Here is a 21883-nt window from a genome sequence, read left to right on the forward strand (position 1 = left end):
CCGTCCGGCCCGTCCGCTCCGGCCCCCGAGCCACTGGCCGGCGCGCACCCGGCGAGCACCATCCTCTCCAGCCACCGCAAGGAGCACCGCCGTGCCCTCCACCGCCCTCGAGACCGCCCGCGCCGCGGCCGCCGCCCCGCCCGTCCACGAGCCGCGCGAGCTGTCCTACCTGCGGATCGTCGCGCAGGGTCTCGTGCCCGCCACGGCCGCGCCGACCCCCGTCGAGGCCGTCCGCCGCCAGCTCGCCATCCAGGGTCAGCAGGTCTCCGCCATCCCGCACGCCGTCCTCGCCCGCACCCCGCGGACCGTCACCCGCGCCGACGTCGACGCCGCCTTCGAGGAGTCCGCCCTCGTGCGCTCCTGGCCCATGCGCGGCACCGTCCACGTCACCACCGCCGAGGACCACCACTGGATGCGTGAGGCCCTCGTCCACCGCCTCCAGGGCTGGATGCGGGTCGACGAGGAGCGCTTCGGCCACGGCTCGGACGGCCTCGCCCGCGCCGCCGACGCCGCCCGGCAGGCCCTGGGCGCCGCCGCGGGGGAGGGGCGCCCAGGTCTCACCCGCGCCGAGCTCGTCGAGGTCTGGGAGACGGACGGCATCCTCCCCGAGCTCCTCGCCTCCGGCATGCCGGAGACCTACGCCAAGCGCCACCTCGTCGTCGCCCTCCACGCCACCGGGCACCTCGTCCAGGGGCCCCGTCGCGGCAACGAGCACCTCATCGTCTCCGCCGAGGACCTGCCGCCCGCCAGCAGCGGGCCCGGCGGTGCCGCCGGCACGGCCCGCGGCACGGACGGCCACCGCGCCGCCGTCGCCGAGATCGCCCGCCGCTACGCCACGAGCCACGGCCCGGTCAGTGCCGCCGACCTCTCCCGCTGGACCACCCTGCCGGCCTCCGAGTGCCGCCGGGCCCTCGAGGACGCCGTCGAGCTCACGGGCGCCGCGGACTACGCCGTCGACGCCGAGCACGCCCACGCCCCACTCACCCGGTACCGGGCCGAGGGCGGCCTGCGCGGCGCCGTCACCGTGCTCGGGGCGGGCCCCGACGCCGCCCCGAGCGGGCGAACCGGCGCCGACGTCCTCTACGGCCGTGCCGACCTGCCCGACCTGCTGGCCTCCTCGCGCAAGCAGGCCGAGGCGACCCTCTACCTCGGCGCCTTCGACGAGCTCCACGTCGGCTACAAGAACCGCCTGTCGCTCACCGACGCCGCCGGGGAGCTCCTCATCTGCCCCTCCATGAACGGCATGTTCCGCCCGCTCCTCGTCGACCACGGTCGCGTCGTCGCCGTGCGCCCCGTGGGCTCCGAGCCGCTGTGGGCGGCCCACGCCCGTGTGTCCGCGCGTCTGGAGCGGGACGTCGAGCGCGCCGTCGCCCGCATGGAGCGGCGCCTCGCCGCCTGAGCGGGATGCGCGCGGGTGCGTGATCCGACCGCTTTCCGCGCGCGTATGCTCAGCCCATGAGCGCCGTCGCCTACACCGGTCGAGTCGTCACCCCCGTCGAGGTCATCGAGGACGGCGCCGTCGTCGTCACCGGCGAGCACATCGCCTGGGTCGGCGACGCCCGTGACGCGGAGCGAGCCGGCTTCGGCGAGGCGGTCGCCTCGGCGACGCCCGCCCCTGACGGCGGGTACCTCCTCCCGGGACTCGTCGACGTGCACTGCCACGGCGGCGGCGGCGAGTCCTTCCCCAACGCGGAGACCCCCGAGCAGGTCATGACCGCCGTCCTCGAGCACCGCCGCCACGGCACCACGAGCCTCGTCGCCTCGTGCGTCACCGCCTCCGCGGAGGTCCTCCGGGAGCGCGCCCGTACCCTCGCCGCCCTGGCCGAGGAGGGGGAGGTCGCCGCCATCCACTTCGAGGGCCCCTTCGTCTCCGTCGAGCGCTGCGGCGCCCAGGACCCCACCTACATCACCGACCCCGACGCGGCGCTCGTCCGCGAGCTCCTCGAGCTCGGCGGGGGCCACGTCGCCACGATGACGATCGCCCCGGAGAAGCCCGGCACCACCGGCGACGACGGCGTCATCGCCGCGCTCATCGAGGGCGGCGCCCTGCCGAGCCTCGGCCACACCGACTCCGGGGCCGCACCCGTGCGCGCCGCCCTCGCCGACGCCGCCTCCTGCCTCGACGCCCTGCGGGCCGCCGGGAGGCCCGTGCGCTGCGACGTGCCCACCGCGACGCACCTCTTCAACGGCATGCGCCCCATGCACCACCGCGCGCCCGGTCCCGTCCCCGAGTTCCTCGCCGCCGCCGCGAACGGCCGCTGCGTCGTCGAGATGATCGGCGACGGCGTCCACCTCGACCCCGCCATCGTGCTCGACGTGCTCGAGACCCTGGGACGCGAGGCCGTCGTCCTCATCACCGACGCCATGGCCGCCGCCGGCATGCCGGACGGCTCCTACGTGCTCGGCTCGCAGCCCGTCACGGTCGTCGACGGCGTCGCCCGCCTCACCGACGAGGAGGGCAACGGCGCCATCGCCGGCGGGACCGCCCACCTCATCGACGTCGTGCGCACCACCTGGCACGGCGGCGTCGACCTCGTGGACGCCGTCTACTGCGCCTCGGTCCAGGGCGCGCGCGTCATCGGCGATCCCTTCGTCGGGGCCCTCGAGGCCGGGCTGCGCGCGGACCTCGTCGTCACCGACGCCGACCTCCACCCCGTGACCGTCGTCCGACGCGGGACGGTCGTGGACGCCTGAGGTCGTTACCCTGTCGGCCGTGAGCACCGCGTCAGCCTCTCCAGCACCGACGACCACGACACCTCCGCCCTCGCCGTCCTGTGGGACATGGACGGCACCCTCATCGACTCCCAGCCCCTGTGGGACGCCGCCTTCACCCGCCTGTGCGAGGAGCGCGGCGGCACCGTGAGCAGGGCCGTCCTCGCCGCCCTGGTCGGGGCCTCCGAGCCCGGTACCCGTGCCCTCATCGCCGCGACCGGCGCCGCCTCGTCCGCCGAGGACCCGGCGGCCTACGAGATCACCGACGCGATGAACGCCGAGGTCGGAGACCTCGTCGTCGCGCAGCCGCCGCTGGTCGACGGCGCCGCCCGGATCACCGCGGAGCTCGCGCGGCGCGGCGTCGTCCAGGCCATCGTCTCCGCCTCCCGACGCCGACTCGTCGAGGCCGTCGCCGGCTCCCTCGACGGGGCCGGCACCGTCCTCGTCACCGGTGAGGACGGCCTCGCCCCCAAACCCAGCCACGAGCCCTACTCGACGGGCGTGGAGCGCGTGGGCGTGCCGGCCTCGCGCTGCGTCGTCGTCGAGGACTCCTCCAACGGTCTCGCCTCCGCGCGGGCCGCCGGCCTCAGGACCATTCAGCTCGGCACGACCCCGCTCCTGCCCGACGACCGCGGCGTGCGTCTCGTCCGCTCGCTGAGGGACCTCACGCCGGCCGTCCTCGGGGTCGCCTGAGCCGCCACCGGACCGCACCGACGACGAGCGGGGAGTGCGCGGCTCAGCCCGGTAGGCCGAGGAGGCGGCGGGCCGAGACGGCCGCGCCGGCGTGCTGGGCGGCGTCGTCGATGATCGAGGACAGGCGCACGCCACGCGTGACGGGCTCGCCGTCGTACTCGGCGATGACCTCGTCGAGCTCCGCATCGGTCAGGCCCCTCACGTACTCGCGGACGAGGGCGTAGGCGGCGTCGAGGTACTCATCCAGGAGCGCCGTGTCCGAGACGGTCACCTGGGCGCTCTCCGCGGGGGAGTGGCGCCAGTCCTGCGTGTCCGCGGGCAGCGGCAGGGCGAAGCGCCCCACGAGGTCCTCAGCCGTCCACAGCGGCTCGGTGCCGGTGAGGTCGGAGACCTGGAGGTCGATCTCGCGGGCCGTGTGCCAGGCGAGCCAGGCGAGGGAGTCGACGCGCGGGGCGAGCTCGTCCACGGGGCGGGCGCTCGCCTGCTCGGCGGTGACGCCGTCGAGGGCGCGGGCGAAGCGCTCTCGGGACCGGTCGAGGGAGGCGAGGAGGAGGGCGTGCCAGCCCGTGGGGGCGGTGGTGCCGTTGCTGGGAGCCATGACCGTCACTCTAGGCGGGACGAGCGTCGGGGGCCGGGGACATGGAGCGCCGGGGCCGCCGTCGTCCTCAGGACCGGGCGACCTCGCTCAGCGTCCCGTCCTCGACGGAGTAGACGAAGCCGCGGGCGCTCGCGCCGCCGGGCACGTGGGGGTCCGCCGCGAGCCCGGCGAGCATCTCGCGCACGTCCTCCTCCGCGGAGGCGAAGCCGCCCGGCCGCCACGTGGGGCGCAGGCCGGTCGCCTCGGCGAGGGAGTCCGCGAAGGCTTGGTCCTCGAGGCCCGACATGCCGCAGTCCGTGTGGTGGACGAGGACGATCTCCTGGACGCCGAGGGCGTTCTGGGCGATCGCGAGCGAGCGGCGCACGTCCTCGGTGAGGACGCCGCCGGCGTTGCGGATGACGTAGGCGTCCCCGTTCTCCAGGCCGAGGAGCCGGGTGACGTCGAGGCGGTTGTCCATGCAGGCGACGACGGCGACCTTCGCCCCGCCGGGCACGGGGGTGAAGGAGTCCGCGTAGCGCTCGGCCTTGTCGAGCAGCTCGGCGGTCGTCGGGCCGGTGGGGGTGTGGGCTGCGCTCATGGGGTTCTCCTCGTTGTGGGGTGGGATGGGGCTGCGGGTGTCAGGCGCGGTCGACCTGGACGGGCCGTGGACCGGCGAGCGCGTGCGTCAGGCGAAGACGACGGTGCGCGAGCCGTTGAGCAGGACGCGGTGCTCCGCGTGCCACTTGACGGCCTGCGCGAGGACGCGGCGCTCGACGTCCTGGCCCTTGCGCTGCAGGGCGAGGGCTGAGTCCGTGTGCGAGGCGCGCGTGACGTCCTGCTCGATGATGGGCCCCTCGTCGAGGTCCGGGGTGACGTAGTGGGCCGTCGCCCCGATGAGCTTGACGCCGCGGTCGTGGGCCTGCTGGTAGGGCTTGGCGCCCTTGAAGGACGGCAGGAAGGAGTGGTGGATGTTGATGACGTTGCCGTGGAGGCGCTCGCACAGGGCGGGGGAGAGGATCTGCATGTAGCGGGCCAGGACGACGAGCTCGACCTCGAGGCTCTCGACGAGGCTGAGCAACTCGGCCTCGGCCTCCGCCTTCGTCTCCTTCGTGACGGGCACGTGGTGGAAGGGGACGCCGTAGAACTCGGCGACGTCGCGCAGCGTCTCGTGGTTGCCGACGACGCCGACGACGTCGATGGGCAGGCCCTGGCTCTTGGCGCGGAAGAGGAGGTCGGACAGGCAGTGCCCCTCCTTGGAGACCATGAGGAGGGCCCGGACGCGGCGCTCGGCCTCGTCCACGGACCAGGTCATCTCGTACTGGGCGGCGAGCTCGTCGAGGTCGGCCTCGAGCTCGGAGCGGGGGACCCTCGTGAGCACGGTGACGCGCATGAAGAACAGGCCGGTCTCGGCGTCGCCGAACTGCTGGGACTCCGTGATGTTCCCACCGCGGCGGGCCAGGGCCCCGGTGACGGCGTGGACGATGCCGGGGCGGTCCGGGCAGGACAGGGTGACGACGAGGTGCTGGGCGCCCTCCGCCGCCTGGTTGGCGGCGCGTGCGCTGTCGGTGACGGTGCTCATGGGGCAGAGGCTAGTGGGCTGGGCGCTGCTCGGGCGCTGGTGCCCGGTGGGCGGGAGGGCTCGGCGGGGCGCCCGGCGCCGGTCGGCCCCTCACTCGGCGACGAGGCGGGCGATGACCCGGTTCTCGGGCAGCCTCCTGGCGGGGAGCGTCGGCAGGACCGTGGAGGCGACCGTGATGGCGCCGCAGACCAGGAGCGTGGCCACGGCCGCGCCCCAGGGGACCTCTCCCGCCAGGTGAGGCCGGCGGCGCTCAGGCTCACGGCCTGGTAGGCGTAGGTCGGGAGGATCATCCCGAGGGACAGGAGCGCCGCGCTCACGGTGATGATGACGGCCTCGAGGACCGGCACGGCCGCCCGCCGGCCCGGCGTCGCGCCGGACACCCCGAGCAGGGCGAGCTCGGCGTCGCGCTGACGGCCCATCATGATGAGCGCGCCGACGCTGCCCGCGAAGGCGATGGCGAGCGGAGGCCCGGCCATCATGATGAAGGTGCCGAGGTCTCCCGTGGTGAGGTCCGCCCCCAGGCCGGAGGCCTCGAGCGTCGCGGAGATCGAGCCGCCCGCGCCGAGCTCGGCGACCGCGATGCCGACGCCGAACATGACGGGGACGAGGGAGCGCTGGGCGCGGTCCGCCCGGGCGGTCACCGTGGAGCGCGCGAGGACCCAGGCGGGATCGCGCGACGGGACCAGCGCCGTCCAGGCCCGGGTGAGGAGCGGCACGAGGACGGGGGTGAGTGCCGCCATGAGCGCCCCGCACAGGAAGATCTGCAGCAGGTCGAGGACGAGCAGGTTGGAGATCGTCTCCTTGTTTCTGTTCTCGACGAGCGGCGCGATCGCCGCCCAGGAACCGGCCACGGCGAGCGCCGGGAGGAGCGCCTTGAGCAGGCTCCTGAGCAGGAGGAGGCGGGGCGGGCGCGGCGCGGCGGCCTGACGCAGGGCCTCCACCGCCGGCGTCCGGCTCGCGCGCCGCGCCTGGCGGGCGCCGCCGAGGACGGCGAGCAGGACGCACAGGAGGTTCGCGCCGAGGAAGGCCGCGGGCGACCAGACGACGTCGAGGCCGACGAAGCCAGGCTCGTTGCGCTGGTTGTAGGCCATGAGGTCGAGGCTCGGGCGGATGAGCAGGGCGCCGAGGACGTCGCCGACGACGGCCGAGGCGAGGGACACCGCGATGAGCTGGCTCGTCACGGTGCTGCGGATCTGCCCGGGGGCGGCGCCCGCGAGGGCGAGGCGGGCCAGGGAGCCGCGGCGGGAGCCGACGACGAGTCCGGTGGCCGACCCGATGACGGGGCCGCCGACGCAGGTCGTCATGAGGATCATGATGACCTGGAAGATCGTGTAGCCCGAGGAGTCCTCCTGGGCGATCATCCCGACGTCGACGGCGTGGAGGCCGGAGACGAGCGTGAGCGCGGGGATGACGAGCGCGGCGTTGACGACGACGAAGGTGAGGCCGACGCCGAGCCAGGCGGACCAGGAGTCGCGGAGCTCGGCCAGGTGGAGGCGCAGCACGGCTCAGCCCTCCGCCCGGCCGAGGTCGGCGAGGGTCGCGGCGACCGCGGCCGCGTCGACGCCGCGGCGCTCGCTCACCAGCCGGCCGTCGCGCATGAAGAGGACGCGGTCGCAGGCGGCGGCGACGTTGGGGTCGTGCGTGACGACGAGGACGCAGCGCTCCGGGGCGTGGGCGATGCGGGCGAGCTCGCCGAGGACGACCTCGCCGGTGCGGGTGTCGAGGGCCCCGGTGGGCTCGTCGGCGAAGACGACGGAGGGCCGCTGCGCGAGGACGCGGGCGAGGGCCACGCGCTGCTGCTCGCCTCCCGACATGGACGGCGGCCTCGCCCCGGCGCCCTCGGCGAGGCCGACGGAGGCGAGGGTGGACTCGCCGAGGCCGGCCTCGGGCCGCTTGTGGGCGAGGGTGTAGGGCAGGGCGACGTTCTCCGCGGCGGTGAGCGTCGGCACGAGGTTGTAGGACTGGAGCACGAAGCCGACCTCGCGGCGTCGCATGCGAGCCAGCGCCCGGCGTGACAGGCGGGAGACGTCGGAGCCGGCGAGGGCGACGGCCCCGGAGGTGGTGGCCTCGAGGCCGGCGAGGCAGTACAGCAGCGTCGACTTCCCGGAGCCCGAGGGGCCCATGATGGCGACCATCTGCCCGTAGGGGACGTCGAGGGAGACGCCGTGGAGGATCTCGACCTCGCCCTCGCCGGTGGAGAAGGACTTGCGGACCCCCGCGCGCTCACGGCGATCGGGGCGTCCTGCGCGGCGGGGGCGCCCGGCGCCTGGGGCGCGGCGCCGGGGGAGTGCTGGGCGGGTTTGGCGGGGACTGGGGTGGCGGGTGCCGCAGCGACCATGACGGGGTCCTCTCAGGGACTGGCGTCGTCGACCGGAGACGCCGACGACGCAGGCCGTGTGGGCGGTCTCACAGTCGGTGCGCCGTCAGCCGCTCGCTTCATCCTCTGGGAGGAGTCTGTGACCTGGGCGGGTGGGCCCTGGGGGTGCTGGGACGTGCCCTCCCTCGTCCTCCGGAGCGCACGGACGGGGTCGGCGCCCTGCACGCACCGACCCCGTCCAACCGGACCGCGGCGAGTCTCCCGCCGCGGCGTCTGGGAGCGCCTCAGCCCTGGCGGGCCTTGAGGCGCGGGTTCTTCTTGTTGATGACGTAGGTGTGGCCGCGGCGGCGGACCACCTTGCTGCCCGGCTGCTTCGCGAGCGACCGGATCGAGGCGCGGACCTTCATGGGGCTGCTCTCCTTCGTGAACGGGTGGGGGTGGCGGGTGGCGCTCAGCGGGCCTGCGGGCGGACCCGCTTGCCGTAGCGCTTCTCGAACTTCTCGACGCGTCCCGCGGTGTCGAGGACGCGGCCGCGGCCGGTCCAGAACGGGTGCGAGGCGCTGGAGACGTCGACGTCGACGACGGGGTAGGTGCGCCCGTCCTCCCACTCGATGGTCTCCGTCGAGGTCATCGTCGAGCGGGTGAGGAAGGCGACGTCGGCCGCCTTGTCGCGGAAGACGATCGGCTCGTAGCTGGGGTGGATCCCGGGGCGCACGGCGCTCCCTTCTGATGGTGCCCGGCGCGCGGGCTGGACGGGTGGACGGCGGTGGTCGGCGGGCGGCGTGGGCCGCCGGGGCTCACCACGAGGACTTGGTGATGCCCGGCAGCTCGCCGCGCAGGGCCATCTCGCGGAAGCGGACGCGCGAGACGCCGGCCTTGCGGAGGAAGCCGCGCGGGCGGCCGTCGACGGAGTCGCGGCCCCGCAGGCGGGTCGGCGAGGCGTCGCGGGGGAGGGCGTGGAGCGCTGCCATGGCCCGGTCGCGCTCGGCCTGGCTCAGGGCGGGGTCGACGGAGGCCCGCTTGAGCGCGGCGCGGCGCTCGGCGTAGCGGGCGACGACCTCGCGGCGCTGCTGGTCCCTGGCGATCTTGGAGGTCTTGGCCATCAGCGAGACTCCTTGAACTCGACGTGGGCGCGCACGACCGGGTCGAACTTGCGCAGCACGAGGCGGTCGGGGGTGTTCCGCCGGTTCTTCCGGGTGACGTAGGTGTAGCCGGTGCCCGCGGTGGACACCATCTTGATGATCGGGCGCAGGTCCTTGTTGGAGGCCATGGCGCGACTCCTTCCTGAGGGGCTGGCTGCTGCCGGTGGGGCGTCTCAGAGGCGCTCGCCGCGCCGGCGCATGTCCGCGACGACGGCCTCGATCCCCTTCTTGTCGATGGTCTTGATGCCCTTGGCGGAGACCGTGAGGGTGACGGTGCGCCCCAGGCTGGGGACCCAGTAGCGCTTGCGCTGGAGGTTGGGCTCCCAGCGCCGGTTGGTGCGCTTGTGGGAGTGGGAGACGGACTTGCCGTAGACCGGCCGGGCTCCCGTGACTTGGCAGTAGCGGCTCATGGGGTGGACTATATGCGAACGATTCTCAATCCCGTCAAGCTGGAGCGACATGACCAACCTCACCCGACCCGCGGCGCACGACCTCGTCCTCGTCAGCGCCGTCCAGCCCGCCCTCCTCGACCTCGTCGCCCTCTCCCTCCACGGCACGGGGGCGGTGACCGTGTCCGCCGCCGTCCTCGGGGAGACCGAGCTGGACGCCGACCGCCCGCAGGACGCGGCCGCTGAGGAGCCCGACGACGGTCCGACCCGCGGGGTCCTCGTTCGCTTCAGCGTCCCCGACGACGAGGAGCCCTCCGGCGCCGCCGTCCTCGACGTCCGCGTCGCCACCCGGTGCTGGACCTGCGCCGTGCGCGAGGCCCTCCTCAGCCTCGCCCTCGAGCGCGCCGCCCTCGAGCCCGACGGCGTCACCGTCGTCCTCCTCCCGCCCGGCATCGAGCTCGTCCACCTGGTGCCCGGCCTCGCCGACGCCGTCGCCCATGAGCCCTCGCTGCGGCTGGCCGGGGTCGCCCACGCCGTCGACGTCGACGCCGCCGCCGAGGACCTGCTCACGCACACCCCGCTCACCGAGGCGCTCGAGGACGCCGGTGCCGTCACCTTCCCCGGCGACACCCGCTGCACCGGCGAGGTCCACATGGTCGGCCTCGGCTACGCCGACGTCGTCCTCGCCCTCGGCGACGACCCCGTCGGCGCCGACCTCGTCGAGCACCTCCGTCCCCACGACACCCTCCTCGTGCCGGGCCTCGACGGCGACCTCCCGGGCGCCCTCCGGTCCGTCGACCACGACGCCGACGCCGCCCTCGCCCGCGTCCACCCGGCCACCACCCGCGCCTGGGGCGGGCCCGTCGAGCACGGCGTGCGCACCCTCGACCTCAACGCCGAGCTGCCCTTCCACCCCGGCCGCCTGCGCGAGCTCGTCGCCGACCTCGCCGGACGGGGCCTGTGCGCCCGCGGCTGCTTCTGGCTGCCGAGCCGACCCGGGCGCGTGTGCTCCTGGGAGGTCGCCGGCGGCGTCGTCAGCGTCGGGGACGCCGGCACCTGGGAGGACCTCGACCCGTGGACGCTGCGAGCAGGCCTCGACGACGGCGGGCCGTCCGACGCCCTGCCGAGCACGCCGCGCTGCCACCTCGTCGTCACCGGAGTCGCCGACGACGCCGAGTGCGAGCGCGTCCGGGACGCCTTCGCCCGCATCATCCTGCGGCCCGAGGAGCTCGAGGAGGCCCTCGCATGGGTCGGCGCCCCCGACGGCCTCGAGGACTGGTTCGGGGAGGGCTGACGCTCACGGGGCCGGCGGCCGGGACCGTGCTCCGGACGGCCCCCGCGAGCCCCGGGCCCGGCGGTAGCATGACGCCGTCGGCGCGACTGGCGAAGGTGGACCACCACCGGGGAGCGCCGGCCGGCAGCCGCCGGGCCACCCGTGCGGCACCGCTCCGGAAGCACCTGGTCGCCCGCCTGGGCCGAGGTCGACGCCCCCGCGGCGCTCGCCGCGCAGACACGAGGAGAACCATGACCGGTCCTGCTAGCACCGCTCTGAACAACATGCCCCTGTCCGAGCTCGACCCGGAGATCGCCGCCGTCCTCGACGGCGAGCTCGCCCGTCAGCGCGAGACCCTCGAGATGATCGCCTCGGAGAACTTCGTCCCGCGCGCCGTCCTCCAGGCCCAGGGCTCCGTCCTCACCAACAAGTACGCCGAGGGCTACCCGGGCAAGCGCTACTACGGCGGCTGCGAGGTCGTCGACGTCGCCGAGCAGCTCGCCATCGACCGCGCGCTCGCGGTCTTCGGCGGCGACTACGCCAACGTCCAGCCCCACTCCGGCGCGCAGGCCAACGCGGCGGTCCTCGCCGCCCTCGCCACCCCGGGGGACACGATCCTCGGCCTCTCGCTCGCCCACGGCGGGCACCTCACGCACGGCATGAAGATCAACTTCTCCGGCAAGCTCTACAACGCCACCGCCTACGGCGTCGACGAGACGACCCACCGCATCGAGATGGACCAGGTCCGCGAGGCCGCCCTGCGCGAGCACCCCAAGGTCATCATCGCCGGCTGGTCCGCCTACCCCCGTCACCTCGACTTCGAGGCCTTCCGCTCCATCGCCGACGAGGTCGGCGCCGCGCTGTGGACCGACATGGCGCACTTCGCCGGACTCGTCGCCGCGGGCCTGCACCCGAGCCCCGTGCCCTACTCCGACGTCGTCTCCACGACCGTCCACAAGACCATCGGCGGCCCGCGCTCCGGCATGATCCTCTCCAGCCGCGGCGAGCAGTGGGGCAAGAAGCTCAACTCGGCCGTCTTCCCCGGCCAGCAGGGCGGCCCCCTCATGCACGTCGTCGCCGCCAAGGCCGTCGCCATGAAGGTCGCCGGCACCGACGAGTTCCGCGACCGCCAGCAGCGCACCATCGAGGGCGCCGCGCTCCTCGCCGAGCGCCTCCTGCGCGACGACGTCAAGCAGGCCGGCATCAGCCTCGTCACCGGTGGGACCGACGTCCACCTCGTCCTCGTCGACCTGCGCGACTCCGCCCTCGACGGTCAGCAGGCCGAGGACCTCCTCCACGCCGCCGGCATCACCGTCAACCGCAACGCCGTCCCGTTCGACCCGCGCCCGCCGCGCGTCACCTCCGGCCTGCGCATCGGCACCCCGGCGCTCGCCACCCGTGGATTCGGCGCCACCGAGTTCACCGAGGTCGCCGACGTCATCGCCACCGCCCTCGTGGCCGGCGCCGCCGGCAAGGCCGACGACGAGCTGCTCGCGGGCCTCAAGAACCGCGTCAAGGCGCTCACCGACGCCTTCCCGCTCTACCCCGGGCTCGCCCAGTGAGGGCGCCCTGGGACGGGGCTGCCAAGGTCCTCGACGGGAAGGCCGCCGCGGCCGCCATCAAGGCCGAGCTCAAGGAGCGCGTCGACGCCCTGCGCGAGCGCGGGATCACCCCGGGCCTGGGCACGGTGCTCGTCGGCGAGGACCCCGGCAGCGTCAAGTACGTCGCCGGCAAGCACGCCGACTGCGCCGAGGTCGGGATCACCTCGATCCGCGAGGACCTGCCCGCCACCGCGACGCAGGCCGAGATCGAGGCCGCCGTCGACCGCCTCAACGCGGACCCCGCGTGCACCGGCTACATCGTCCAGCTGCCGCTGCCCAAGGGCGTCGACACGAACGCGATCCTCGAGCGAGTCGACCCGGACAAGGACGCCGACGGCCTCCACCCGACCAACCTCGGGCGCCTCGTGCTGCGGGGGAGCGAGCCCATCACCTCGCCCCTGCCCTGCACGCCCCGCGGCTGCATCGAGCTCATGACCCGTCACGGCATCGACCTGGCCGGCAAGGACGTGTGCGTCATCGGGCGCGGCGTCACCGTCGGGCGGTCGATCGGTCTGCTGCTCATGCGCAAGGACGTCAACGCCACGGTGGACGTCTGCCACACGGGCACGAGGGACCTCGCCGCGCACGTCTCGCGGGCCGACGTCGTCATCGCCGCCGCCGGCTCCGCGGGCATCATCACGGCCGACATGGTCAAGCCCGGCGCCGTCGTCCTCGACGTGGGTGTCTCCCGCGTCGTCAACCCCGCGACCGGCAAGGGCCGGATCATGGGCGACGTCGCCGACGGCGTCGACGAGGTCGCGTCCTGGCTCTCGCCGAACCCGGGCGGTGTCGGTCCGATGACCCGCGCGCTCCTGCTGGCGAACGTCGTCGAGACCGCCGAGCGAGGAGCCGCCTCGCGCGCCTGACGCACCCGCACCTCGCGCCGGGGAGGTCCGGCACCCCGACCGGGGTGCCGGACCTCCCCGGCGTTCTCGTGGGGCGGGTGGAGGGCGCTTCACCCGCGGCGCGGGACCGGCGTGCCAGGGGCGTCTCCCCGTGGCTCCGGAGGGGTGGGGTCCGTGGGGGATGGGTGAGGTGAGGTGAGGGGGACACGTCGGGAACCGCATGCGGTCCTCGACGAGAGCACGGGAGCGTGCACGGGGCGGGAGCCCGCCAATACCCATGGGTGATCCGCATCTGGCGCTTGCGGATCGAGGTCACGGCCCGGTTGCGCCGGGATCACGCGGCGATCACGGCAGTCGGGGTGAGTGGGTGAGTCCCGGAGCGGGGTGGTGGGTGTGCTCGGGGTGCAATGAGCGATTAACCCGTGCTCTTTCCCGAGGGCCATTCATAGCCTTCTTGCGTCTCCAGCCGACGCGCACCGGTCGTCGGCAGCACCGCTCCCGGCCCCCGAGAGGATCCTCATGTCATCCCGTACCAGTGTCGTCCGCCGCTCGCTCAGCATCGCGGGTGCCACCGCCGTCGCCCTCACGATCACCGCCGCCCCCGCGCTCGCGAGCGTGTCCAACCTCGACGACGGCGGCGCCCCGCAGAGCACGTCGACGGTCCCGGACGACCAGAAGACCGTCACCGTGACGTCGACACAGGAGACGACGACCCCCGTCGACACGGGCAACGGCTCCGTCATCCCCGACGACCAGCCCTCGACCGAGCCCAGCACGCGGGCCACGGAGCCGAGCACTGAGCCCAGCACTGAGCCGTCCACCGAGCCCGCAACGCAGACCAGCGCGCCGGCCACCACCGAGCCCTCCACGACGCCGACCACTCCGGGCAACGGCTCCGTCATCCCCGACGACCAGCCCAGCAGCGAGCCGAGCACCGAGCCCAGCAGCGAGCCGAGCACCGGGCCGTCCACCGAGCCGAGCACCGAGCCGAGCACCGAGCCGTCCACCGAGCCCACCGGTGACTGCACGACCGTCTCCACCCGCACCGTGCGTCGTCACGGCACGACCATCGTCGAGCCCACCACCGGGCCGACCGACTGCGCTACGACGCCCGCCGAGCAGCCCAGCGAGCAGCCGAGCGAGCAGCCCACTCCGGCCGCTCCGCAGGGCTCGACCACCCCGAGCTCCACGGCGCCGGACACCACGACCCCGAGTCAGGACTGCGACGCGACCCCGGCCGGCTCCACGGCGTCCTCCACCCCGGGCAGCACCACCGGCACGACGACGTCCAGCCGGACCGTTCCGGGCGCGGACTGCACGACCCTCACCGTCACTGGAAGCAACGGCTCCACGAGCGTGACCACGGGCTCCGCCCCGGCAGCCTCCAGCACCGCGACCGGTGCCGTTGACGAGGACTCCCTCGCTCACACCGGTGCCATGACCGAGGTCCTGCTCGGCACGGCCGGCGTCCTCCTCATCGCCGGCGGCGCCCTCACGACGGCCCGCCGTCGTGCCTGACGCCGCCCGCGGCGGCACCGCGGTCCCGGGACCGACAGTCCCGGATCACCGCGGCCCGGTGGGGAGGCGCACCGCCTCGCAGGTCCGGATCGGGATCAGGACGGCGACAGCCCCGACCGCACGACGCGGCCACGACAGCACTCGCTGATCACCGACGCCACGGGGCGGGGAGGAGCACGGTTGTGCTCCTCCCCGCCCCGTCGGTGTCTCCGCAGGCGGATGGTCCTGAGCCGGTCAGCCCCAGTCCTCGTCGGCGGCTCCACGGGCAGAGCGGCGGCGCATGACGCCGGCGGCGACGAGACCGGCCCCCGCCAGGCACAGCGGCATCGAGGCCACCCACAGCACTGAGGAGACGCCGGCCAGCGCCGACGACTGCGCGAGCACAGGAGCCACGGCCCCCAGCACGAGGACGACGAGCCCGATGACGACGAGCCGCGTCCCCGAGGCGCGGCGGGCGCGCAGCCGGGCGAGCGCCGAGGTGCTCAGCGGGGCGGAGGAGGTCGTGGGGGTCTGCGAGCTCATGGGGTCATCCTGCACCCGCGGCCGGGGTGTCCCGTCAGTTGCCCATGACGAAGGCCGTGCGCGTGACGGCGCCCTCGCTCAGGTCCGTCACCAGCACCCGCGAGACGCTCGCCCACCGCGGCCCCCGGTGCAGCCACCCGATGAGCTCCCCGACGGCGAGTGAGGGGCCCTTGGCGAGGACCTCGACGTCGCCGTCGTCGAGGTTGCGGACCTCTCCGACCAGGCCGAGGCGCTCGCCCTCCTCCATGCACGACCAGCGGAAGCCGACGCCCTGGACGCGGCCCGAGACGAGGGCGTGGATCGTGCGGGTCGATGATGCTGCGGATGACGAGTCGGCCGGTGTGCTCATACGACCATCCTCGCAGGTGGGACCGCTCCGGACGCCGGAAGTGAGCCGCCTCGCGGGCCGATACCCTGGCGCCGTGCCGCATCCCGCCGACAACGACCCTGACGACCCCATGAACCCTCGCGCCCCCCATAAGGGCCCCGCCCCCCACCCCGGACCGGGCGCCAGAGGCGCCCAGGCGCCGACGTCCCGACGACGGGGGCCCTCCCGGCGTCGCCTCCTCGAGGGTCTGCTGGGCGGCGCGGCCGTCGTCGGGGGCGGAGTCGTCCTGGCCTCCTGCACGGGCGCCGGCGGCGGATCCGGCGCCTCCGGGAGCGCCTCGCCGACCACCAAGCCGGGAGCCACCGTGGCCGAGCTCGAGCCCACCGTCTACGACGCCTCCGACCCCTACCGCCCGCTGTACCACTACAGCCCTGCCAGTGGGGACATGGCAGACCCGAACGGGCTCCTCGCCGACGACGGCACCTTCCACCTCTTCCACCAGACCTGGGGCACCTGGGTCCACGCCACCTCCACCGACCTCATGGCCTGGAAGGACCAGGGCGTCGCCCTCGAGCACGACGACCTCGGGCAGGCCATGTCCGGCAGCGCCGTCGTCGACGCCGACAACGCCTCCGGCCTCGTCGAGGGCGGCGGCATCCTCGCCTTCTACACCTCGACGGTGGGCGGTGAGGCGCCCTCCGTCGCCTACTCCGCCGACGGCGGCTCCACGTGGCAGCGCTACGACGGCGACCCGGTCATCACCAACGACGGCCGCACCGACTTCCGCGACCCCAAGGTGTTCCGCCACGAGGACTCCGGCGCCTGGGTCATGGTCATCTCCGCCGGCGACCACGTCGAGATCCACCGCTCCACCGACCTGCTCACCTGGGAGCACGCCTCCGACGTCGGCGCCGACGTCGGGCTCCACTCGGCCGTCTGGGAGTGCCCCGACCTCTTCCCTCTCGAGGACCCCTCGGGCGCCACGCGCTGGCTCCTCCACGTCTCCGTCGGCGCCTCGGAGGAGACCGAGGGCTCGACCGCGCAGCACCTCCTCGGCGACTTCGACGGCACCACCTTCACGCCCTCGGACACAACCGTGCAAGTCACCGACGCCGGCCAGGACTTCTACGCAGCCCAGTCCTTCGAGAACCTCTCCGGGCGCCGCGTCTGGATGGCCTGGGCCGGCAACTGGAGCTACCCCTACGACCTGCCCACGGGGGACTGACACGGGGAGATGAGCGTCCCGCGCGAGCTCTCCCTCGTCACCGTCGCCGGGCGGACCGTCCTCGCCCAGACCCCCGTCGCCGAGCTCGAGGCCTACCACGGCGACGTCCTCGACGTCGCCTGCACCACCGTCACCGACGACTCCGCCGTCATCGGAGTCGGCCGCAGCCTCGACATGACCCTCGAGCTCGACGTCTCCCAGGCCACGAAGGCCTGGGTGAGCGTCGCCCGCGGGACCGTCGACGGGGCCCTCCAGGAGGTGCTCGTCGGCGTCGACCGGTCCGCCAAGCAGCTCTTCCTCAACCGCGAGGCCTCCGGCGTCACGACCGTCTCCGGCTCGAACAGCCCCGAGACCGACTTCGCCCTCGCCCGCTTCGTCGACTACGAGCCCGTCGACGACCGCGTCCGCCTGCGGATCCTCCTGGACCGCTCCAGCCTCGAGGTCTTCGTCGACGACGGCGCCCCGGCCGCCACGCTGCTCGTCCTCAACGACCCCGGCGCCCAGGACGTCGCCGTCGGCGCCGACGGCACCGTCACGGTCGTCTCCGGGACGCTCACGACCATGGGGGACGCCATGGGACGCGACTGACCGCCACGACCACGACGAGGGGCGCCCCGCAGGATCTCTCCTGCGGGGCGCCCCGTGCGTGGTCGGTGCCCGGCCGCCGGCCGGATCCGTTCGGCGGATCAGCGCTCGTCGTAGCCCGGGTTGTAGGCCTTGTTGGCCGGGATGTCCCCGAAGCCGCCGAGGCCGTTCGTGCCGTAGCTGCGGTCGACGCTGGTCGTCGTGCCGGTGATGTTCAGCTTGACGGTCGGGGCGAGGGAGCCGCCGCGGACCGGGTTGCCGTCGTGGTTGCCGCCGATGGAGTCGATGAAGGACTCCACGAGGCCGCCGGGCTGGATGTAGTGCGAGTACGACTGGTAGGCGTACGGGCTCTGGTTCCAGTCGGGGGCGTAGGGCGAGCCGGCCGCGTAGTTGAGGTTGATCGGGTTCGCCAGCGCGATGCCCGTGTTCTCGTTGAGCGGCTGGTAGTCGGAGCGGACGCCGTCGCCGACGAAGCCGTAGACGCCCTCAGGGCCCATCATGCCGGAGGCGTAGGTCGAGCGGTGCGAGATCGTGAAGAGGTAGGACTTGCCGTCCTTGAAGTAGATCTGCGGGCGCTCGGTCTGGTCGTTGACGCAGTTGCCGGAGAGGATCGGCGGGAGGAACCTCCACTTCGTCATCGCCTTGTTCTCGCTCACCGCGAGACCGACGTTGGCGAGCTGGTAGTAGGCGCCGGCCTCGTTGACCTCGTCGACCGTCCCGGCCTCGGGGTCGCCGTCCTGGTAGCCCAGGTCCTCGGCGGTGCAGGTCGCGGCCGTCGTGCTCTGGCCGTGGGCCGCGATGATGGAGGTGTCCTCACCCGCGCGGGCGTAGGCCGTGTTGCCCTCGAAGACCATGTAGGTGTTCGTGTCCGAGGGGTTCGTCTGGTCGACGAAGCTGAAGGGGTCGCGGAAGGAGAGGTACTGGTTCTGGTAGCGCGACTGGTAGTACTTGCCGTCAGGCGTGAGCAGGTCGTGCTGGTCGCGGAAACCGGTGAGCCACACGCCGTTCTCGTCGGCGTGGATGCGGCCCTCGGACTGGACGATGTGCGGGTCCTGGGGCTTGTAGTCCGTGCCGTCGCTCATGAGGTAGCCGGCGTCCGAGGTCGGCTCGCGGTAGAAGGCGACCGCCGTGTAGAACATGCGGATCTTGTTCGAGTTCGGCATGAGACGGGCCGAGCCGGACCACTCGGTCTGGTGGGAGAAGGACTGGTCGGCGAAGACCGACCCGGAGGCGCCGTCGGGGAAGACGTGGCCGCCGCAGATCCAGCCGCCGTTCGAGGAGCTCGCGCCGTCGGCCGAGGAGGTCGTCGTGCCGGCCTTGCGGTAGAAGAAGCCCATGCGGGCGTTGGTGTGGCGGTCGTCGAAGGAGTCGCCGGCGTTCCGGTCCGCGACGAGCGAGAAGATGATCTCCCAGCCGTTGTACGAGATCTGGTTGGCGTGGTCGTCAGTGAGCGTCCAGGTGTCCCAGACCCACACCTCGTCCGAGTTCGTGGCCGGGAAGCCGTTCGAGATCTCGGGCATGGTGAGGTACTCGGGCAGCGAGGACTCGCCGGAGGCCGCGTCCGGGTTGGACAGGCGCTGGATCTGCATGGCGTCGGCGCGGGTCCACTTGGCGGTGAAGTCGTCCGTCGTGGAGTAGGCCTGCTGCGAGTGCTCGGTGGCGTTCGGCCAGCCCTCGTGCTCGGGGACGAAGCCCTCGGCGGCGACGGGCTGCTCCTCGGCGTCGGCGGCCGCGTCGGCGGCGGCCTCGGTGGCGTCGGCGGTGGCCCCGTCAGTGGCAGCCTCGGTGGCCTCGGCGCTGGGGGAGCTCGTGGCGGTCGCGGACGCGGTGGCGCTCGCGGTGGGGGTCGGGTCGGCGGCCGTGGCGGTGCCGCCGGTGAGGATGAGTGACAGTGAGAGGGCCGCGAAGGCGCTGGCTCGCCAGTACCTGCGGTGGACGACCTGGGACACGGTCGGTTCCTTTGCTTGAGAGGGGTAGGGCGCCCTCGTGCGCTGTCGCGCCGACGACGGTGCGTCGACGCGATGGGCACCGGTCGCAGGGTGCGGTCGGTGCGGGCTCTCCGGTCAGCACCGTAACCGAGCCGTGACCTGCGCCGATGTCTCGTGGACGCTTCTCGAGCCTCCGTCCTGCAGTGTGCGGACCCGTGCGGATTGCATGAACCCGGTTGCCAGGACTGATCTGAGCCACCTCACTTGTACTTCCGTCACGAAAGGGTCACAGTCGGCCCGTTCTTCGTGAGCTGCCGGGCCCTCCACCCCACCCCGCAGATCCCACGGCCCCGTCACCGCCCTGCGTGTCACGGCTCGGAGGATGAGTGGCGCCGTGATGACAATCGGAGACAACAGTGAACAACTCCCTTCCCACCGCGCGCCGCGGCAGGGTCCTCCTGCCCGCCGTCGCGGCGATCGCGGCCTCGCTGGCGCTCGCGGCGCCCGCGGTCGCGTCGGACGGCCAGTCCGCCTCGACGCTGCGCGACACCTCGACCACCAACGCGCAGAGCCTCGCCCAGGCCATCGCCGCCGACGCCGACGTCAGCAACGCCAAGGTCACCGGCGTCGACGTCCAGGCGGGCCGCGTCACCGGCCTGCCGGCCGGGTACTTCTCCCAGGACTCGGTCGCCCTGAGCACCGGCTCCCTCATCGCCGCCGCTCCCCAGGCCGACTCGGACACCGACTTCGAGTACTCCAGCGTCCTCGGCCCGAACCAGGCCTTGGGCGCCACCGGCGACCTCGGAGGCGACGGCGACGACGCCCTGACCGAGCTCGCCGGCGACGACACCTACGACGCCACGACCCTCGAGTTCGACGTCGTGCCCACCGGCAAGGTCCTCAACCTCGCCTACCAGTTCGGCTCCGAGGAGTACGCGGGCGACGGCGGCTCCGCCGTCGGCAACCCCAACCACGGCTCCTGGGAGTCCCAGGGCTACACCGACGTCCTGTCGATCACGGTTGACGGCACCGAGTGCGCCCTCGTCCCGGGCACGAAGGACCTCGTCTCCGCCGCGACCGTCAACGAGAAGACGAACGCGACGTACTACACGGCGAACGTCTCCGGCCACGACCTGGGCGACATCGACACCGAGATGAACGGCTTCACCTCCAAGCTCGAGTGCTCCCAGCCCGTGACCGTGGGCAAGGCCGTGCACGTGCGCATCGCCCTCGCCGACGTCGTCGACGGCCAGCTCGACTCGAGCGTCCTGCTGCCGGCCGGCGGCCTGACCTCCTCCGACGAGGTCAGCGCCTCCGAGACCGCCGCCGCCGGGGCCACCCCGACGTCGTCCGCGGCGACCACGGCCACGACGGGCTCCTCGTCCGGCTCCGGCGAGGCCGCCTCCTCCACGGGCTCCGCGACCGGCAAGGCCGCTGCGGCCGGCACGTCCAGCACCTCCGGGCGCGGCTCCGGGCCGCTCGCCCACACCGGGACCGCGGCCGTCGCGATCCTCGGCGCCGCCGTCGTGCTCGTCGGCGCGGGCGTCCTCGCCCGCCGTCGCGCCCACTGAGGTCCCACGCGTCCGCTGACAGCGCGGACGGCCCCGCGCGGGCCGGGGAGGTGCGACCCCCGACCGCACCGGGTCCCGACGGGCCCCGTCACCACCGGTGACGGGGCCCGTTCGTGTCCCCGGTCGGGAGCTCCCGGGCGTGCCACGTACCCTGACGCCATGCGCATCACGACCGTCAACGTCAACGGGATCAGGGCCGCGGCCCGCAAGGGTATGGGGGAGTGGCTCGCCGCCACAGCCCCCGACGTCCTTCTGCTGGAGGAGGTGCGCGCCGACGAGGAGACCGCGGCAGCGCTCCTGCCCGGCTACGAGTCCGTCATCTGGCCCTGCCGCGTCAAGGGGCGCGCCGGCGTCGGCGTCGCCGTCCGGGACGGGGGCCCGTACCGGCTCGGGGAGGTTCGCCGCGGCGTCGCCCCGGAGGGCGCTGACGAGCCCGACGTCGACTCCGGACGTTGGCTCGAGGTCGATCTCGACCCCGCGGGGGACACGAGCGAGGCAGCGGGCTCCACGTCCCTGACCGTCATCGCCGCCTACCTCCACTCCGGCCAGGTCGGCACCCCCAAGCTCGACCAGAAGCTCGCCCACCTCGAGCTCGTCGACGCCCGCATGAGCGAGTTCCTCACCGCGCAGGCCGCCGGCGGTCGTGAGGTCGTCATGGCCGGCGACCTCAACGTCGTCCGCTCCGAGCGCGACATCAAGAACTGGCGCCCCAACCACAACAAGGTCTCCGGCGTCCTCGACGTCGAGATCGCGCACCTCGAGGGCTGGTTCGAGCAGGGCTGGACCGACGTCGCCCGCTCGCTCGCCCCCGAGGCGCAGGGGCCGTACACGTGGTGGTCCCAGCGCGGGAAGGCCTTCGACAACGACGCAGGCTGGCGCATCGACTACCAGGTGGCCACGCCGGGCGTCGCCGCCGCCGCGCGCACCGCGACGGTGGGCCGGGCGACGAGCTACGACGGCCGCTGGTCCGACCACGCGCCCCTCACCGTCGACTACGAGCTGTAACCGCCGTCGACCGTCAACGCACCGCTCGACCGCCTGATTTCGAGGAACCAGACGGTCGACGGGTGCATCGACG

Annotated in this window: 24 protein-coding genes; 11 read left to right on the forward strand and 13 right to left on the reverse strand. The window is 73.7% G+C overall.

Annotation, left to right across the window (positions count from 1 at the left end):
• Nucleotides 1-91 precede the first annotated feature (91 nt).
• The 3 genes from AXF14_RS07740 (at nt 92) to AXF14_RS07750 (ending at nt 3405) form a co-directional block, all read left to right on the forward strand.
• Nucleotides 92-1399, forward strand: coding sequence for a DNA glycosylase AlkZ-like family protein (locus tag AXF14_RS07740; protein ID WP_236755376.1), 1308 nt, complete (start codon nt 92-94; stop codon nt 1397-1399).
• A gap of 56 nt (nt 1400-1455) precedes the next feature.
• On the forward strand, nt 1456-2694 hold the full coding sequence (locus tag AXF14_RS07745; RefSeq protein ID WP_067942207.1) for an N-acetylglucosamine-6-phosphate deacetylase: 1239 nt from the start codon (nt 1456-1458) through the stop codon (nt 2692-2694).
• A gap of 78 nt (nt 2695-2772) precedes the next feature.
• Nucleotides 2773-3405 carry an HAD family hydrolase gene (locus AXF14_RS07750; protein WP_257721792.1) on the forward strand — a complete coding sequence of 211 codons (633 nt, stop codon included), beginning with the start codon at nt 2773-2775 and terminating at the stop codon, nt 3403-3405.
• A 43-nt stretch (nt 3406-3448) separates the two neighbouring features.
• Here the strand turns inward: AXF14_RS07750 and AXF14_RS07755 are convergent, their stop codons facing one another.
• From AXF14_RS07755 to rpmB, 10 genes are all read right to left on the reverse strand, one after another.
• Complete coding sequence (locus AXF14_RS07755) at nt 3449-4003, reverse strand: DinB family protein (protein ID WP_067942209.1); 555 nt, start codon at nt 4001-4003, stop codon at nt 3449-3451.
• Between the two features lie 67 nt (nt 4004-4070).
• Nucleotides 4071-4580 carry a beta-class carbonic anhydrase gene (locus AXF14_RS07760; protein ID WP_067942211.1) on the reverse strand — a complete coding sequence of 170 codons (510 nt, stop codon included), beginning with the start codon at nt 4578-4580 and terminating at the stop codon, nt 4071-4073.
• Nucleotides 4581-4667: 87 nt separating this feature from the next.
• A complete protein-coding gene (purU, locus tag AXF14_RS07765; protein ID WP_067942213.1) occupies nt 4668-5561 on the reverse strand; it encodes a formyltetrahydrofolate deformylase in 894 nt (297 codons plus the stop codon).
• Nucleotides 5558-7063: an FtsX-like permease family protein gene (locus AXF14_RS07770; RefSeq protein ID WP_067942214.1), complete on the reverse strand. Its 1506-nt coding sequence runs from the start codon at nt 7061-7063 to the stop codon at nt 5558-5560. The genes purU and AXF14_RS07770 overlap by 4 nt, the downstream gene beginning before the upstream one ends.
• A gap of 3 nt (nt 7064-7066) precedes the next feature.
• Nucleotides 7067-7735 carry an ABC transporter ATP-binding protein gene (locus tag AXF14_RS07775; protein ID WP_257721793.1) on the reverse strand — a complete coding sequence of 223 codons (669 nt, stop codon included), beginning with the start codon at nt 7733-7735 and terminating at the stop codon, nt 7067-7069.
• A 427-nt stretch (nt 7736-8162) separates the two neighbouring features.
• A complete protein-coding gene (gene ykgO, locus AXF14_RS07780) occupies nt 8163-8285 on the reverse strand; it encodes a type B 50S ribosomal protein L36 (RefSeq protein WP_003782012.1) in 123 nt (40 codons plus the stop codon).
• A 44-nt stretch (nt 8286-8329) separates the two neighbouring features.
• Nucleotides 8330-8593 carry a type B 50S ribosomal protein L31 gene (locus tag AXF14_RS07785; RefSeq protein ID WP_067942218.1) on the reverse strand — a complete coding sequence of 88 codons (264 nt, stop codon included), beginning with the start codon at nt 8591-8593 and terminating at the stop codon, nt 8330-8332.
• An 82-nt stretch (nt 8594-8675) separates the two neighbouring features.
• Nucleotides 8676-8981: a 30S ribosomal protein S14 gene (rpsN, locus tag AXF14_RS07790; RefSeq protein WP_067942219.1), complete on the reverse strand. Its 306-nt coding sequence runs from the start codon at nt 8979-8981 to the stop codon at nt 8676-8678.
• Nucleotides 8981-9148 carry a 50S ribosomal protein L33 gene (gene rpmG, locus AXF14_RS07795; RefSeq protein ID WP_067942220.1) on the reverse strand — a complete coding sequence of 56 codons (168 nt, stop codon included), beginning with the start codon at nt 9146-9148 and terminating at the stop codon, nt 8981-8983. Before rpmG ends, rpsN begins: the two co-directional genes overlap by 1 nt.
• Before the next feature lie 45 nt (nt 9149-9193).
• Nucleotides 9194-9430, reverse strand: a complete 237-nt coding sequence (gene rpmB, locus AXF14_RS07800) for a 50S ribosomal protein L28 (protein ID WP_067942221.1) — start codon at nt 9428-9430, stop codon at nt 9194-9196.
• A gap of 49 nt (nt 9431-9479) precedes the next feature.
• On the opposite strand from rpmB, the gene AXF14_RS07805 reads away from it, so the two are divergent.
• The 4 genes from AXF14_RS07805 to AXF14_RS13965 all read left to right on the forward strand — a co-directional run bounded on the left by AXF14_RS07805 (nt 9480) and on the right by AXF14_RS13965 (nt 14646).
• A complete protein-coding gene (locus AXF14_RS07805) occupies nt 9480-10703 on the forward strand; it encodes a CobW C-terminal domain-containing protein (protein ID WP_067942222.1) in 1224 nt (407 codons plus the stop codon).
• Between the two features lie 230 nt (nt 10704-10933).
• On the forward strand, nt 10934-12244 hold the full coding sequence (gene glyA, locus AXF14_RS07810) for a serine hydroxymethyltransferase (protein WP_067942226.1): 1311 nt from the start codon (nt 10934-10936) through the stop codon (nt 12242-12244).
• Nucleotides 12241-13149 (forward strand): bifunctional methylenetetrahydrofolate dehydrogenase/methenyltetrahydrofolate cyclohydrolase, encoded by a 909-nt coding sequence (locus AXF14_RS07815; RefSeq protein ID WP_067942228.1) that lies wholly within the window; start codon nt 12241-12243, stop codon nt 13147-13149. Before glyA ends, AXF14_RS07815 begins: the two co-directional genes overlap by 4 nt.
• A gap of 498 nt (nt 13150-13647) precedes the next feature.
• Nucleotides 13648-14646 (forward strand): hypothetical protein, encoded by a 999-nt coding sequence (locus tag AXF14_RS13965; protein WP_067942230.1) that lies wholly within the window; start codon nt 13648-13650, stop codon nt 14644-14646.
• 234 nt (nt 14647-14880) lie between these two features.
• Here AXF14_RS13965 and AXF14_RS07825 read toward each other — a convergent pair whose 3' ends face one another.
• Both AXF14_RS07825 and AXF14_RS07830 read right to left on the reverse strand, forming a co-directional pair.
• Nucleotides 14881-15168: a hypothetical protein gene (locus AXF14_RS07825; RefSeq protein WP_067942240.1), complete on the reverse strand. Its 288-nt coding sequence runs from the start codon at nt 15166-15168 to the stop codon at nt 14881-14883.
• A 34-nt stretch (nt 15169-15202) separates the two neighbouring features.
• Nucleotides 15203-15517 carry an acylphosphatase gene (locus tag AXF14_RS07830; protein WP_067942242.1) on the reverse strand — a complete coding sequence of 105 codons (315 nt, stop codon included), beginning with the start codon at nt 15515-15517 and terminating at the stop codon, nt 15203-15205.
• A 73-nt stretch (nt 15518-15590) separates the two neighbouring features.
• Between AXF14_RS07830 and AXF14_RS07835 the strand changes: the two genes are divergently transcribed.
• Both AXF14_RS07835 and AXF14_RS07840 read left to right on the forward strand, forming a co-directional pair.
• A complete protein-coding gene (locus AXF14_RS07835; protein WP_150118450.1) occupies nt 15591-16721 on the forward strand; it encodes a glycoside hydrolase family 32 protein in 1131 nt (376 codons plus the stop codon).
• A gap of 9 nt (nt 16722-16730) precedes the next feature.
• A complete protein-coding gene (locus AXF14_RS07840) occupies nt 16731-17309 on the forward strand; it encodes a GH32 C-terminal domain-containing protein (protein WP_067942244.1) in 579 nt (192 codons plus the stop codon).
• 98 nt (nt 17310-17407) lie between these two features.
• Here AXF14_RS07840 and AXF14_RS07845 read toward each other — a convergent pair whose 3' ends face one another.
• Nucleotides 17408-19255, reverse strand: a complete 1848-nt coding sequence (locus AXF14_RS07845) for a glycoside hydrolase family 68 protein (RefSeq protein ID WP_067942245.1) — start codon at nt 19253-19255, stop codon at nt 17408-17410.
• A gap of 395 nt (nt 19256-19650) precedes the next feature.
• Here AXF14_RS07845 and AXF14_RS07850 point away from each other — a divergent pair, with 395 nt between their 5' ends.
• Both AXF14_RS07850 and AXF14_RS07855 read left to right on the forward strand, forming a co-directional pair.
• Nucleotides 19651-20805, forward strand: coding sequence for a choice-of-anchor L domain-containing protein (locus AXF14_RS07850; protein ID WP_067942246.1), 1155 nt, complete (start codon nt 19651-19653; stop codon nt 20803-20805).
• 159 nt (nt 20806-20964) lie between these two features.
• Nucleotides 20965-21810, forward strand: a complete 846-nt coding sequence (locus AXF14_RS07855; RefSeq protein ID WP_067942248.1) for an exodeoxyribonuclease III — start codon at nt 20965-20967, stop codon at nt 21808-21810.
• Nucleotides 21811-21883: the final 73 nt, after the last annotated feature.

Source organism: Actinomyces radicidentis (assembly GCF_001553565.1).
In the GTDB taxonomy this organism is placed as follows: domain Bacteria; phylum Actinomycetota; class Actinomycetes; order Actinomycetales; family Actinomycetaceae; genus Actinomyces; species Actinomyces radicidentis.

Bases quoted from the DNA above. Each gene is read 5' to 3' on its own strand.
- AXF14_RS13965 (WP_067942230.1), top strand. From the start codon at position 13,648: ATGTCATCCCGTACCAGTGTCGTCCGCCGCTCGCTCAGCATCGCGGGT.
- AXF14_RS07825 (WP_067942240.1), bottom strand. From the start codon at position 15,168: ATGAGCTCGCAGACCCCCACGACCTCCTCCGCCCCGCTGAGCACCTCG.
- rpmB (WP_067942221.1), bottom strand. From the start codon at position 9,430: ATGAGCCGCTACTGCCAAGTCACGGGAGCCCGGCCGGTCTACGGCAAG.
- AXF14_RS07855 (WP_067942248.1), top strand. From the start codon at position 20,965: ATGCGCATCACGACCGTCAACGTCAACGGGATCAGGGCCGCGGCCCGC.
- purU (WP_067942213.1), bottom strand. From the start codon at position 5,561: ATGAGCACCGTCACCGACAGCGCACGCGCCGCCAACCAGGCGGCGGAG.
- rpsN (WP_067942219.1), bottom strand. From the start codon at position 8,981: ATGGCCAAGACCTCCAAGATCGCCAGGGACCAGCAGCGCCGCGAGGTC.
- AXF14_RS07745 (WP_067942207.1), top strand. From the start codon at position 1,456: ATGAGCGCCGTCGCCTACACCGGTCGAGTCGTCACCCCCGTCGAGGTC.
- AXF14_RS07755 (WP_067942209.1), bottom strand. From the start codon at position 4,003: ATGGCTCCCAGCAACGGCACCACCGCCCCCACGGGCTGGCACGCCCTC.
- AXF14_RS07760 (WP_067942211.1), bottom strand. From the start codon at position 4,580: ATGAGCGCAGCCCACACCCCCACCGGCCCGACGACCGCCGAGCTGCTC.
- AXF14_RS07805 (WP_067942222.1), top strand. From the start codon at position 9,480: ATGACCAACCTCACCCGACCCGCGGCGCACGACCTCGTCCTCGTCAGC.
- AXF14_RS07840 (WP_067942244.1), top strand. From the start codon at position 16,731: ATGAGCGTCCCGCGCGAGCTCTCCCTCGTCACCGTCGCCGGGCGGACC.
- AXF14_RS07830 (WP_067942242.1), bottom strand. From the start codon at position 15,517: ATGAGCACACCGGCCGACTCGTCATCCGCAGCATCATCGACCCGCACG.
- ykgO (WP_003782012.1), bottom strand. From the start codon at position 8,285: ATGAAGGTCCGCGCCTCGATCCGGTCGCTCGCGAAGCAGCCGGGCAGC.
- glyA (WP_067942226.1), top strand. From the start codon at position 10,934: ATGACCGGTCCTGCTAGCACCGCTCTGAACAACATGCCCCTGTCCGAG.
- rpmG (WP_067942220.1), bottom strand. From the start codon at position 9,148: ATGGCCTCCAACAAGGACCTGCGCCCGATCATCAAGATGGTGTCCACC.